We start from the raw sequence: 14,185 nt of genomic DNA, 5'->3' as shown, positions 1-14,185 counted from the left end.
GATGAGTTATATTAGGTCCATTCTCGAGGAAATAGGAACAGTCCTGGAGCGCCAGGAAGAGGGCGGGATGGAACGGATTGTCGCCGCTCTTCAAAATAAACGGATTTTCGTTATAGGCGAAGGAAGATCGGGTTTGATGGGCAAATCGTTTGCCATGCGTTTGATGCATTTGGGCGCCGACGTGTATGTTGTCGGGGAGACCATCACGCCTTCCATCGGCAGAGAGGATGTGCTGGTTGCGGTTTCCGGCTCCGGTACGACCCAAAGCGTGGTTTGGGCAGCGAGGAAAGCCAAGGAACTGGGTTGTACGGTGATTGCAGTCACGACCGAGCCTTCATCGGAGTTAGGCGCCCTGGCCAGCTTGCTTCTTCATATCCCGGCGGCAACCAAATACCGCAGGGCCAATGAAAGTGCCAGCATCCAACCGTTGGGTTCGCTATTCGACCAGTGCGCACATATTGTTTTCGATGCGATTTGTCTAGGCTATGCTGCTTCGAAGCTCGAGGATCACAGCTCTGCTTTCCATCGGCACAGCAATCTGGAATAAAGGAGTGATCAATTTGAACCTGCAAACATTGGAACATGCAGCTCATCGACCGTCAACCCAAAAAAAGAAAAGCATCCTCGTCTGGCTCGATGACCGGCTGCAGTTTATTCTGCTGATTCCATCTTTACTGCTAATGACGCTTGTTTTTCTTTATCCTGTTTTATACAACGTTTACCTGAGCGTTCACGATTGGACCTTCCTGACGCTTCATGATCCTCCTTTTGTGGGCTTGAGGCATATTATGCATGTGCTTGGCGATGCGGGCTTTTACCATTCGATGTATTTGTCGGCTCTCTTTGTTGCAGGCGGTGTGGGTCTGCAGTTTGTGCTCGGCTTCGCGCTGGCTTTGGCCGTCAACCGAATCCGGCGGGGGCACGGTTCCATCACCACATTATTTGTCTTCCCGATGATGGTTACTCCGGTCGTCGTGGGCTTGATGTGGAAGTTTATTTTCGATTATAACTTCGGGATTTTCAATTATTTTCTGACGGTATTGGGTCTGGAGAAAATAGCGCTGCTCACATCCAACGCGTTCGCGCTCCCGGCCACGATTTTGGTAGATACCTGGCAGTGGACGCCATTTATGTTTATTGTACTGCTGGCGGGATTGAAATCGCTTCCGAGCGAGCCGTTCGAGGCTGCTGAAATGGACGGCGCGAGCAAGTGGCAAACCTTGCTTCATGTCACGCTTCCGCTGATGAAATCCGTGATTATCGTGGCTTTGGTGATGAGGATTGCAGGGGCGGTCAAAGTGTTCGACCAGATTTTCGTTCTGACCGGCGGCGGTCCGGGAACAGCGACGGAAACGATCTCCATGATCCTGCATAAGAAAGCGTTTGTCGAATTTGATTTCGGATACGCGGCGGCATTGGCCATTGTACTGACGGTCGTTGTGGGGATATTGTGCTGGTTTGCCATTCGCGCATTGTATTCGGAAAAATAGGGGGAAATCGAAATGCCCGGTAAAAAGATATGGATCAACGGCTTTGTCTACGCTGCGCTGGTATTATTTTTGTTCCCTATTTTTTGGGTGATGTTCACATCGATTAAAACATCGACACAGGCTTTTCAAATTCCTCCCGTATGGATTTTTAAGCCGACGTTCGAGAATTATGTGTATGTATTTCGTTCGCAGCCCTTTTTCTATTATTTGTTGAACTCTTTGATTGTCACCGTGCTCTCTACCGGATTATCGCTTCTGATTGGTACCTTAACCGGATATAGTCTCGCCCGTTTTCGGATCAAGGGGCAGAAGTGGATCAGCTTTTCAGTATTTTTCACCAAGATGTTTCCGCCGGTCGTTCTGGTCGTACCGTTCTTTATTATGTTCCGCAGCATCGGCGCGACCGATTCCTTGTATTCACTAACGCTGGCGTACATCGCATTTAACCTGCCGTTCGTAACCTGGTTAATGTGGGGGTTCTTGAGGGAGCTGCCTGAGAGCCTGGAGGAAGCCGCCCTGATCGACGGAATGTCCCGATTTGGAGCGATGTGCCGTATTGTGCTTCCCTTGGCTAAGCCGGGGCTAGCGGTGTCGGCCATTTTCGCGGCGATGAATTCATGGAACGAGTTTTTATTTGCGTTAAGCTTAACCGGGATCAAGGCCAAAACACTTCCGGTGATGGCCGCCAACTTTGTCACGCAGGACGCGATCCTGTGGGGACCGGTTACGGCAACGGGCACGATGCTGATGATTCCGATGTTTATCTTCACGCTGCTTGTGCAAAGGCATATTGTTTCAGGCCTTGCGATGGGTGCCGTGAAATAACATAAAATTAATGAAACAGGGGGAATTTATTCATGCGTAAACGAACCATAGCAAGTTTGCTGGCGCTCGTTTTGAGTGCCGCTGGCTGCGCACCGGCGCCGGAACAGCAATCCGCAGGCGGCGCGAACGGCCAGGGAGAGAACAAGCAGGAGGCCATTACGGTAGCGGCCCGTTCCGGGATTTATTACAATGCGCTGAGCCAAATCGCGCCGGAATTCGAGAAGGAAACCGGGATTAAGGTTACCGTTCAGGAAATCGGACGCGACGGCTATTTGCAGAAAGTGTCGACTCAGCTTCTGGGCCAAGGCGAAGGCATGGACGTGGTGCTGATGCTCAACAACTACATTGGACAATTCGGCGCCGGGGGCCAGTTCGAGCCGCTCGACGATTATTTGAAGAAAAGCAATTCGTCGATGGACCGCTTCCTTCCGGCATCCGCCGAATCCGTGAAATACGGGGACAAAATTTATGCCATGCCGTTTGACGTGAGCACGATGTTCCTGATTTACCGGAAGGATCTCATTCCTACGCCACCAACCACATGGGAAGAGTATAGACAATTAGCGGAGAAGTTCACCAAAAGCAAGAACCCTCAATCTCCGACGGAATTCGGTATCGCCTTCCAAGGCAAGCGCGGGGAAACCCAGCCGAAAGATTGGTACCAATATTTCTGGTCCATGGGCGGCAGCTTCTTTGATCAGGATATGAAGCCGACCGTGAACAGCGAAGCGGGGGTAAAAGCCTTGACTTACGTGGTGAATAACTTCCGTACGAACAAGCTGATGCCGCCGGACATCACGACTTATGAATTCCCGGAAGTGCTGTCCGCATTCCAAAATGAGAAGGTGGCAATGGCGATTAACTGGAATGCCGCTTACCCGCAGTTGGCCGATGCAGCCAAATCGCCCAAGGTTTCGGATAAATTCGGCATCGCCGAGGTACCGGGCGGCGTTTCGTTCACGCACACTTGGACGCTGGCCATCAATTCGGTTTCCAAAAACAAGGAAGCGGCCTTCAAGTTTGTGGACTGGGTGACAGGGGAAGGAGCCAAAAAGTATGCTCTTGCCGGAGGCATTCCTGCAGTGAAAAGCGTCCTGGAGGATAGTGAGGTGGTCAAAGCCCGTCCGGAATTCCCGGACATTATCAAGTCCGTCGAAAAAGCCAAAACGGAACCGAACCTGCCGGAATGGCCGAGAATTCATGAATCGATCTCTGAAGCCATCTCTTTAGCATTGGCCGGCGAAAAGTCGCCGAAAGAGGCATTGGATATAGCGAACCGATCGATCCAGGATTTATTGGAGCAAAGAGGCTATTATAAGAAGTAATTAAGTGACTTTTAATGAATAAAATGGAAATCTAATCCCTGTAAGCACCGTCCCGATGCTCTTTGTAAAGGACGGTGTTTTTTTGCAGAGCCGCAGCTTGATTATTTATCGAATTTGATATTATTTTCATCCAGTTTTCGATAAAGGGTTGTTCGGGAGATGCCCAGCTCTTTGGCGGTCCGGCTGATATTTCCTTTTCTTTGGATCAAGGCCTGGATATAAAAATTCCGTTCGCGGTCTCTTTCTCTTTGCTTGATTTCCTTGATATGTTCCAGGTTTTGAAAGGTTTCTACCGAATTCGGTTGATGAGGAAATTCGTTCTGCAGATTATGCACAATATATGAGGGCAGGTGCTCGACCGTAATGTACGCAGATCTGTCGGATAAATAGAAGGCTCTCTCCATGACATTGTTCAGTTCCCTGATGTTACCCTGCCATTTGTACTGCGTAAGCACCTTTAATGCTTCCGGAGAAATTTCTTTAACCGGCACCCCGTTATCCAGGGATAGTTCATGAATGTAATAGGATGAGAGTTCGGCGACATCCTGCAGTCGTTCGCGCAGAGGGACAAGCTCGATGGTAAAAACGTTCAATCTGTAGAACAAATCACTACGGAATGAACCGTTATAGGCAATTTCCTGATTCAAATTTTTATTGGTTGCCGCAATAATGCGGACATCGATCGGAATCGGTTTATGTCCTCCTACCCGGATCACCTCTTTCTCTTGAAGAACACGCAGCAGAGTAGCCTGAAGTTCAAAAGGCATGTCTCCTATTTCATCAAGAAATAGAGTTCCTCCGTTCGCGGCTTCAAATTTGCCGGGATTTCCCCCTTTTTTCGCCCCGGTAAAAGCCCCCTCCATATATCCGAATAGCTCGGCGTTGATAAGCTCTTTTGGAATGGCGGCGCAGTTAATAGCCACAAAGGGCTTTTCCTTTCTTGAACTTTCATTATGAATGGCGCGTGCAAACAACTCTTTGCCGGTTCCGCTTTCTCCGAGAAGCAGTACGTTCGCGTTGGTTTTGGAAGCGGATTTGGCCAATGATACGGTTCGAAGAAAATGTTCATTGGAACCGATAAGATCCTTTGTCGTCATTTTGGTTTTATCCTTTCGACCGGCGGAAGTGCGGTGGGCCAGCTGCTTAAAATAAACATAGTGACAATCGAGGCTTTTGGTGATTTCGATTTCGAATAAGCTGTCGGAGTCTTCCGTCCTCATGATATAGTTGGCCTCTTCCCGGTTGTCCGATGAGATTTCCGCCAGCGACATGTGCACAAGATCCCCTTTTCTTGCAAGCAAATCCTGTGCCGATGCATTATGGAACAGGATTTTCCCCTGTTTGAGTACGAACAAGCTTTTGGAAAGCTGACCGGATATGTCCTGCAGAATCGTGGATAAGGAAAGGTAATCGTTGTGTTTATGGGTAAGCTCGGCGCAATAGGCCGCTAAACGGGACATGCTCTCAAGCAGGAAAGGGATGGCATTTTCCTTGTTTTTATGTATAAAGACACCGAGTACCCCCATGCGGCTGGAATCTGATTTACTTTTCACGGGCAGCCCTGTGGTAATCCAATCTTGAAGTTCCTGTATTTCGTGCTCATCCGAGCATGCATAAGACAGCGTATGTCCAGTCAGGGCGAGGCCAATGCCTGATTTGTTAAGCGGATGGCGTATCCAATTGCTGCTGCCGATTTTCAGCTGCGGAACGGCTGCCGAATGCTTTGACGCTCCGTTTTGGAATACATCCAACAGAACGCCTTCGGAATCAAAAAAAGCAAAAGTAAAAGGATAGAAATGGGTAGCCTTTTTTAACTCTTTCAAAAGAAATTCATTCCGGGTTAGCCGTTTCTCCAGCATGTCCTTGGGCAGCTCGTTCGGAACGGTTTTCGTTTTCTTTTCCTCTATTTCAAAAAACGGAACGGGGGGCAGGGGGGAATCGGATTCCCACACAATTTGAAACCGGCATTTTTCATCGACCCGGCCTATTCGCGAGTTCAACCATAAATGCTGATTTTTCTCATCGACTATAATTTGGCCTTGCGGCGCTTCGAGAGCGAGACCGGATAATGAACGACGGATCGCGTCGGTGGAAACCGTCCGGGTGCTGCGCAGTGCTTTTGCCAGCAAAAAAACAGAGTTATAGGCGTTTTCCATAACGGAGCTTATCGTATCTGTACCGTAAGTGCGGCGATATTCCGCGACAAACTGTTGATTGACCGGGTTTTCAACCGTATTAAAGTAAGGGAAGCTTGAAAAAAGACCGACCGTATAGGAAGGCTGGATGGCGGTAATTTCGGTTTCGGCCGTAATGGAGCTGGCAATGTGCTGTTTTAAAGCGTATTGATGGTGCTGTTGATAAAAAGCGCCTGCACTGTTTCCAACGAGAGTCGAAAAGATGACATCCGGATTGATCCGGCGGATTTGCTGCATATGCGGACTGAATTTTTGATCGCCCAAGCCGACATATTTTTCATCCAATATGGTGCCTCCATAGCTTTGGACCAAGTTTCTGATATACCGGTTGGTTTCCCTTGGGTATATATAATCCGAACCGATTAAATAAAACGTTTTGCCCAAGTGGGTGATAATCCAGGGGATGAAGTGAAGCAGCTGTTGATTGGGAAGTGGACCGCAGTAGAAGATGTTCCGGTGTTGTTCCGCTCCTTCGTATAGGGTTGGATAAAAAAGCAGTCTATCATATTTTTCCAAAACGGGAATGACCATTTTACGGCAAGCAGAGGTATATAATCCGATAATGGCGATGACTTGGTCCGACAAGATTAATTTTTCCGCTTTTTGCGCTGCAAGGTAAGGATCGGACGCAATATCTTCAACGATAGGGACCAGCCGCTTGCCATGAATACCGCCTTGTTCATTGATTTGTCTGATCGCCAGCAAACTGGCCTGGCATTGGCCCCGCTCTGTTATGCTCGTAGGCCCTGTGAGGGAGAATAGAATGCCAACCTTTAGTTCCTTACCCTTTGTGTCCATATCTATTCACGCTCCTTTAAAAATATAAAGTGGTTTAAAGTGTGCAGATATAGTCGGAAGTGTCCATTCATTGTATTAACTGTGTATCATCATTTAGAACAACAACGGAACACTTTGTCAGTTATTATAACATAAAATTGTCCAATACATAGGTTTTTGTTTTTTATAGGATGTAAAAAAGAAAAAATAATAAATATATAACGTTATATGTTATAAAAATTATCTCGAAAATGGCGTATTTTAAGATTTCTTTTTTTGTTTTTTTCAAAAAAAGATTTGAAAACAAGGGATTTCAAAAAGTTTGGCATGAAAATTGCTATATAAATATACTGAAAGCCTAAATACCGGTCTTTCATTGTCGATGCCGGAGGAGGGGGACCATACTATGATCCAGTAGACGCGGCAGAACCCGAACACGAACTCGAAATGGGGTGATGCATGGAGGTTGCGGGGGCTGGTGTTTATTCGATCGGATGAACTCAAATTTTAAACGAAAGATTCAGGAGGAGATACCATGGAAAAACGACAAATCTCTCAAGTAGAGAAGCGGCGATTCGATGCGCTCAAGCGCGGCTTTCACCGGATTGCCAAGGAGGACTCTACTCCCGTAGCCGTACATGTCATCGGCCTGGGTAAGGCCGGCGCCGACGTCATCGGGGAGATGCTCCATGATGGCGTCGACGACTTGCTTGAAGACAGTCGTGTACGCTTTACGGCTCTGGCTGTCGACACAAGTGACGAGAACCTGGCGCCCATCCGGGAACTGGCCGGCAAGCTGCCGCAAGACCAGGTGCAGGTGCGGACATGCGCCCTGCAGGTTCCCTCCCGGGACGAACTTTTTGCCATGCTGCGCCGCTATCGGGAGTATCTGAAGCTGGAATATCCACGGTATTACTGGAATCCCAACTATGAACCCTGGCTTCCGGCGGACATCGAGATGCCCAAGCCCGGAGAGCACGTTCCGCGGGCATTGGCCAAGGCTATTTATGGACATGGCTATTACAATGAGTCACGGCCCCTGCTGGAAGAACTCAACCTCTTTGCGCAGAGCGTGGAGGCCGCCGACAGTAAATCTGTCGTGTGCGTTGTATTTGGACTGGGCGGCGGTACAGGCAGCGGTATCGTAGTGGATCTTGCCCGCCATTTGTCCAACGTCCGATTCGGACGCCGCAGCCTCGTGCTGGGTGTAGGCATTGCGCCGTGCGAAGGCGATCCCGAAGAAGTTCGCGGCAGCCAGCTCTTTCCGGCGCTCAATGAGCTGGATTGCATGCTGGATCAGGATAAGAACGAAGGGGTTATTCAGGTTTGGGGCGACCTGTATCGAAACCCCTTTACCGCCGGGTTTATTATGGTGCCGCAGCAGCCGGCTTGGGAAAGCACCGGGAATCTTCAGGCAACCCACCAGCGGGTAGACCGGGAAATCGCCAGTTTTCTTACCCGGAATAAGGGTACCGACCTCTGGGAAACGCTCCGTCTGCTCAACTGGATCGGGGCGCCGCCAACCCAACACGCGGCAGCACGCACGCAATATGGCGAGCGCTGGATACACGTGCTTGGATATGGAGATCCGGAAAAAGGGGTATCGGCCTCTCAACTGGGCCTGAAGGATAGTTACAAGGCGGATTTTCTGGAAATGCGGGTGGCTGCCCCGGAGGGTGCGAATCTGGATAGTGAACTGGCCGCTGTCGCCGGAAAGCTAAACGAAGTCTTCGCGCCTGTGAACCCGCCGGAAATGGTGCGGTCGAAGAGCAAGGGCGGCACGTTCGTTCAGTACGTGCTTCCGAGGGTCAGGAAAACGGATCTGCAGGTCTTCCATGCCGCCCGGAAAGACTACGATCAGCTGTCATGGACAGATAAGCTCATGGTTCATTCCTGGCTATTGGACCTGGGGGTGCTCCTGTGCGAGCCGGCGCTGCGGTTTGAAGGCATGGCCGGTGAGTGTCTTTGGGGCTGCGCCTGCTGGATTGTCGTGCCCTACGAAGCCATTCGGGGAGAAGAATTGCCCCAGGCCATCTTGTAAGGAGGTATCTGCCATGCCGCTAAACTGGTCGTTGGTGAAGCAAAAGTACGGCAAGGGAGCCCAGGTTCCCACCGTCGCGGGGAGGAAGACGCTGCAGGTGACGGGCGTGGACGATGAACAAATTTACATTCGAACCCCCCTGTGGACATCCGCTGTGAAGCGCAGCCACCTGGAGGAAGGCGTGAGGTTAATCGAGGAAGGCGTCATTTCAAGAGATCCGGGCCTGTTTGTTGAGGATTACCGGGTGTACATCGTGGATGACCGTGCGACCTCCGCTGCCCATATCCTTCACGACCTCGGGTTTCTCGATGAGGATACGGGCTTTACCTCCAGGAGCGCGTGGTGCTGAGACAACGAAAGCTGCCGCCCGTTCGCCAATGGACAGGAGATGCGAAATCATGAGTTTCTCAACGCTGTACCACAGGAACGAAAGGAGAGGTTAAACGATGAGTTTTTCAATGTATCACAGTGCTTCCGGTATGCAGTCCCCTCACAGCATACACGTCGTGGGAATCGGTCGAACGGGGGTAGGTTTTGTGGACGCGATGCTGCGCGAGGGGGAGGTCGAGGATCTTCTGGAGGATCCCCGCGCCCGTTTTTCGGCGCTGGCCATCGATATCGGCGAGCAGGACATGGTTCGGGCCCGGGACTATGCCCAAGGCTTTCTGGAACGCCTGGAGGAGCGCAACATTCCGCGGGATCGCGCCCGTATCCGCACGGTTTCGCTCGAGGTACCAAGCAAAGAGGAATTATTCGGCTCGCTGGCGCGCTATCCTGAATTTCTCAAGCGCGAATTTCTCCGGTATGATTGGAATCCCGACTACGAACCCTGGCTTCCGGATAACATCGAGATTCCTAAGCCCGGCGAGCATTTTCCGAGGGCATTGGCCAAAGCCATTTACGGTAAAAACTACTATGATGGTCCGCAGCTTCTTAAGCGGGAGCTGAAGGACTTCGTCCAGAGTGTGGACCAGACGCGGTTGCCGTCGATGGTGCTGGTCTGCTTTTCCATGGGAGGCGGCACCGGCAGCGGAATCGCTGTAGATTTGGCACGGCACCTCTCTACGGTTCACTTCGGCCGGCGTGTGCCTGTCATTGGCGTTGGCGTGATGCCGTGCAGCGCCGACGACGAGAAGTACCGGGGTGCGAGCCTATTCGCCACCCTTAACGAGCTCGACTGCATGATTGACGATGACAAGAATAAAGGCGTCACGCAAGTGTGGGGAGACTTGTACGCCAACCCTTTCACCGGAGGCTTCTTCGTAGCCAATATGGAGCACGTCTGGCAGCGAATCAGCCGGTATACAGACTTGGGCGTGCCGGCGGTGCGGCAAGGGCTGCGGCTGCAGGTGACCAACAAGTTTCTGGCCGACTCCTTCGTACGCTTTGCCGCTCACGACTCGGGGCGGACTTTATTCAGGGCTCTGCGTCCGTGCGGATTCACGGGGGCGCCGCACGAAACCGTCAGTTCGAAGGCCCGGAATTTTACGCTTTACAATCTAGCCAAGCTGACCCATCCCGGGGTGCAGGTACTGCCGGGTGAGCCGCTTAACAAGTGGCGTCAGATCTTATCCGACTGGCTTGACCATACGGAAGAATGGTCGGGGCTCGTGGAAGGGTTCAAGACGGATTACGCCGAGGTCCATATTCACGCGCCGCGATACGTATGGAATGAGTCCGTGGACCGAAAGCTGGCGGATACGATGAACAAGCACCTCCTCGACTCGGATGAAGCCACATTGCGGACTTTTCATCATGAATTTTTCGATCACTTGACCAGCTATCTTGACATCCTTCTGCCAGGTCTTGCGAAGACAGACTTGCGTCTGTTCTGGGAGTCCCGCAAGCGGTACGCCAATGCGGCAAGGGAGGAAAAGCTGCTTAATCACTCGTGGCTGCTGGACTTGGGCGTTCTGCTGTCGGAGCGATCCAGCCAGATGAAAGATATGGCGGGGGAGCGCCTGTGGGGCGACGACAGTTGGGTTGCCGTGCCTTACGATCAATTGCAGGGCGACGTCCTTCCGCCGGCAACCCGCAGGGAGATTCTGCAGCAGGGCATTGCGGCCATGACCAAGACGGTGGTTCCTACCCCTTAGCCCCACAGGGAGATGTAAACCGAAACGGCTGGATACGCAGGCGGCTAACCTATGCCGCCCGCGTGTCCGGCGCTTATCCTCCATTCCGCTTGGGGAAGCGTCGTGGCGGCGGATAGAGGCAAGTTAATGAGCTAATGGAGGCGGTGGCGATAATGGTACAACAGCTATATTCACCGGAGCGGATTCCGGTTACCGTAGTGACGGGATTCCTGGGGTCGGGAAAAACAACCCTTCTCAATCATATCCTGCATGGTCGGCACGGGTACAAAGTGGCGGTTATCGTCAATGAGTTCGGTGAGATCAGCATAGATGGACAGCTGGTGGTCACCGAGGATAACGAGGAGCTGGTGGAATTTAATAACGGTTGTCTGTGTTGTACCGTTCGGGAGGACCTGGTCCGGACCCTGACGGATCTGGCCCGGCGCTCCGAACTCGATGCCGTGTTGATCGAAACGACGGGTCTGGCGGACCCCGCCCCGGTCGCTTCTGCGTTCTTTATTGTCGATGAGATCAAGTCCCGGTTTCAACTGGACTCGTTTATTACGGTAGCCGACGCAGTCAACCTGGAGCGCAATTTGGAAGACAGCGTCGAGGCCCGGGAACAGTCGGCCTTCGCCGACATCATCCTGCTGAACAAGACCGATCTGGTGCCGAAACCCCAATTAGAGCGCGTGGAACAGCGGATCCGAGCCCTTAATCCGATGGCCAGACTGTATCACACTCAATTCGCGAATATCGAACTCGACAAGATTCTCGGGGTCAGCGCCTTCGAGTTGGCCGCCAAGCTGGAGGTCGATCCCGCGTTTTTGGACGATGTGGAACACGAGCACGACGATGAAGTGGCGTCTTTTGTTCTGCGGACGGACCGTCCCGTCGATATGAACCGGTTCATGGAATGGTTCAACGGGGTTCTTCTGGAACACGGCGAGGATGTCTATCGTACAAAAGGCATCTTCCGGGCCCGGGGATATTCGGAGCGGCTGGTCTTCCAGAGTGTACGTATGCTGACGTCTCTGCGCCGGGAAGAGAACCGGGAGCCGGAAGAACCCCGGCATAGCGAGTACGTGGTCATCGGGCGCAATCTGGACCGGGATAAGTTTATGCAGGGCTTTGCCCAATGCGTTGTGTCCAGCGAATGAAGGACCGCTGTCCGGATCGATAAGCTCCGTCTTCGCTTTGGTGGAAGACATGGCTCTTTTGGCAAGCGGGTGCCGGAATATAAGAAAAGCGTTCAGGGAGGTGGCAGACCAAGATGGCTCAAGACAGCCGCAAACACCGGTACACGAACCCTTTGATTCGTGAAAAAAGCCCGTATCTGCTGCAGCATGCGCATAACCCCGTAGATTGGTATCCATGGGGGGAAGAGGCCTTTGAGAAGGCGAAGGATGAGGATCGGCCCGTTTTCCTCAGCATCGGGTACAGTACGTGCCACTGGTGTCACGTGATGGAGCGGGAGTCCTTCGAAGACCCGGAGGTGGCGGAGCTGCTCAACCGCCATTTCGTGTCGATCAAAGTGGACCGGGAGGAACGGCCGGACGTGGACCATCTCTATATGAGAGTATGCCAGGGGATGACCGGGCAGGGAGGCTGGCCTTTGACCGTGTTCATGACCCCGGAGAAGGAACCTTTTTTCAGCGGGACCTATTTTCCGAAACAGAGCCGGCACGGGCGGCATGGGTTAATGGATCTGCTGCAGAGGACGGCCGACCTGTGGAAGACCGATCGGGATCGCCTGCGGCAGACCGGTCGTGACGTTGTGCGCAAGCTGACCACGGGGATGCATCCGGCGGCTCGCGGAGAGGTAAACAACGGGGCGATGGCTTTGGCCTTCGATTACGTTCGTTCCAGGTATGACGAGACTTACGGCGGGTTCGGCGGGGCGCCGAAATTTCCGCGTCCCCACGAGTTGATGTTTCTGCTCCGGTTTTACGCCAGAACCGGGCGTGAGGATGCATTGAACATGGTGGAGGGCAATCTGCGGGGAATGTGGCGGGGAGGCATTTATGACCATCTGGGCTACGGATTTTCCCGTTACGCCACCGACAAGCTGTGGCTGATCCCGCATTTTGAGAAGATGCTCTATGATAACGCCCTATTGGCGCTGGCCTATTTGGAAGGGTATCAGGCGGCAGGAACGTCCCGTTGGGCTCAGGTAGCACAGGAGATTTTCAGCTATGTGCTGCGGGACATGACGAGCCCGGAAGGAGGGTTTTATTCGGCGGAGGATGCCGATACAGAGGGCAAGGAGGGCCAGTTTTATGTTTGGACGCCGGATGATATCTGCCGCGTGCTGGGAGAGGAGGCGGGCCGGATGGCCTGCCGGTATTACGGCGTGACCGAGGAGGGGAATTTTGAGCGCGGCACTTCGGTGCTTCACACGATCGACACGGATTCGGAGGCGGTGGCGCGGGAATTCGGGCTGGCGCCGGAAGTCCTGGAGGAGCGGATGGAACAAGCGCGGCGGAAGCTGTGGGAGGCACGCGAGGGGCGGGAGCGCCCGCACAAGGACGACAAAATCCTCACGGCCTGGAACGGATTGATGATCGCCGCCTTTTCGCGGGGGTACCGGGTGTTGGGCGATCCCCGGTATCTGTCGGCGGCTTGCCGTGCGGCCTCGTGGCTGTGGAAGGCGATGCGTCGGAACGACGGTCGACTGTTGGCCCGGTATCGGGACGGCGATGCAGGGATTCCCGGCTATTTGGACGACTATGCCTTTTATATCTGGGGGCTTCTTGAGCTTTATCAGGCGTCCGGGGAGGTGGAATGGGTTGTAAAGGCGGAGGAGCTGGCGGAAGATGTCTGGGGGCTTTTCTGGGATGACGAGAGCGGCGGTTGTTTTCTGACCGGTTCGGACGCGGAGTCTCTTTGGGCCCGGCCGAAGGTAAGTCATGACGGGATGATGCCGTCCGGCAACGCTGTCTTTGCAATGGATATGTTGTGGCTCGCCCGGATGACCGGGAATACGCGGTGGGAAGAGAGGGCGGATGCGCAATTGAAGGCCTTGGCCGGGGAGGTGGAACGGTTCCCCGCAGCTCACACCTTTCTCTTATCGGCTTGGGATATCGCTCTCGGGCCATCCCAGGAGGTCGTGGTGGTCGGCGAGCGGGAAGATCCGGAGCAAGAGAGGCTGCTGGCAGAGGTGCGTTCGCTGTTTTTGCCCCGGGCCGTGTGGATTGCAAAGCCCGCGGACGCGGAGGGCGAGCGCATGGCGGAGGCCATCCCCTGGTTAAAGGAGTACCGGCTGCAAAACGGGCGAACGACCGTTTATCTTTGCCGGGGGTTTGCCTGCGAGCAGCCTGTGGGCGCCGACCAAGCTGCAGCCAGACTCCGGGAGATCGCTTGCGAGCGTGTTGAATGAGAAAGCTGCATAACGGGGGATCAGGCGCAAATGTTGAACGGTTCCGCCACTGTAATGGGCTAGTTCTCTTTCTAATGA

General features: G+C 53.0%; 10 protein-coding genes. 9 read left to right on the top strand and 1 reads right to left on the bottom strand.

Translation table 11 applies throughout. The annotated features are described in order from the left end of the window. Nucleotide 1: 1 nt before the first annotated feature. The 4 genes from hxlB to NR121_RS19235 are packed head-to-tail and all read left to right on the top strand — an operon-like array spanning nucleotide 2 to nucleotide 3,640. Entirely contained in the window at nucleotides 2-547 is a 546-nt protein-coding gene (gene hxlB / locus NR121_RS19250; RefSeq protein ID WP_256831793.1) for a 6-phospho-3-hexuloisomerase, read from the top strand. A 13-nt stretch (nucleotides 548-560) separates the two neighbouring features. After that, nucleotides 561-1,490: a carbohydrate ABC transporter permease gene (locus NR121_RS19245; RefSeq protein WP_062406462.1), complete on the top strand. Its 930-nt coding sequence runs from the start codon at nucleotides 561-563 to the stop codon at nucleotides 1,488-1,490. 12 nt (nucleotides 1,491-1,502) lie between these two features. Further along, entirely contained in the window at nucleotides 1,503-2,315 is an 813-nt protein-coding gene (locus NR121_RS19240; protein ID WP_062406465.1) for a carbohydrate ABC transporter permease, read from the top strand. 32 nt (nucleotides 2,316-2,347) lie between these two features. Continuing rightward, complete coding sequence (locus tag NR121_RS19235; protein WP_062406468.1) at nucleotides 2,348-3,640, top strand: sugar ABC transporter substrate-binding protein; 1,293 nt, start codon at nucleotides 2,348-2,350, stop codon at nucleotides 3,638-3,640. A 101-nt stretch (nucleotides 3,641-3,741) separates the two neighbouring features. Here NR121_RS19235 and NR121_RS19230 read toward each other — a convergent pair whose 3' ends face one another. Then, on the bottom strand, nucleotides 3,742-6,633 hold the full coding sequence (locus tag NR121_RS19230) for a transporter substrate-binding protein (protein ID WP_137670669.1): 2,892 nt from the start codon (nucleotides 6,631-6,633) through the stop codon (nucleotides 3,742-3,744). Nucleotides 6,634-7,147: 514 nt separating this feature from the next. On the opposite strand from NR121_RS19230, the gene NR121_RS19225 reads away from it, so the two are divergent. From NR121_RS19225 to NR121_RS19205, 5 genes are all read left to right on the top strand, one after another. Further along, complete coding sequence (locus NR121_RS19225) at nucleotides 7,148-8,653, top strand: tubulin-like doman-containing protein (protein WP_054817643.1); 1,506 nt, start codon at nucleotides 7,148-7,150, stop codon at nucleotides 8,651-8,653. Nucleotides 8,654-8,666: 13 nt separating this feature from the next. After that, nucleotides 8,667-9,002: a hypothetical protein gene (locus NR121_RS19220; protein ID WP_054817644.1), complete on the top strand. Its 336-nt coding sequence runs from the start codon at nucleotides 8,667-8,669 to the stop codon at nucleotides 9,000-9,002. Between the two features lie 97 nt (nucleotides 9,003-9,099). After that, nucleotides 9,100-10,749, top strand: coding sequence for a tubulin-like doman-containing protein (locus NR121_RS19215; RefSeq protein WP_137670670.1), 1,650 nt, complete (start codon nucleotides 9,100-9,102; stop codon nucleotides 10,747-10,749). Nucleotides 10,750-10,901: 152 nt separating this feature from the next. After that, the gene (locus NR121_RS19210; protein ID WP_054817645.1) at nucleotides 10,902-11,888 is read left to right on the top strand and encodes a CobW family GTP-binding protein; all 987 of its coding nucleotides are present in this window, start codon (nucleotides 10,902-10,904) and stop codon (nucleotides 11,886-11,888) included. A 113-nt stretch (nucleotides 11,889-12,001) separates the two neighbouring features. Then, nucleotides 12,002-14,107 (top strand): thioredoxin domain-containing protein, encoded by a 2,106-nt coding sequence (locus NR121_RS19205; protein ID WP_256831791.1) that lies wholly within the window; start codon nucleotides 12,002-12,004, stop codon nucleotides 14,105-14,107. The last annotated feature ends 78 nt before the right edge of the window (nucleotides 14,108-14,185 follow it).

This window comes from Paenibacillus sp. Pae15, assembly GCF_024519685.1.
Classification (GTDB): Bacteria; Bacillota; Bacilli; order Paenibacillales; family NBRC-103111; genus Paenibacillus_G; species Paenibacillus_G naphthalenovorans.
This window is presented reverse-complemented; position numbering and strand designations above follow the sequence as displayed.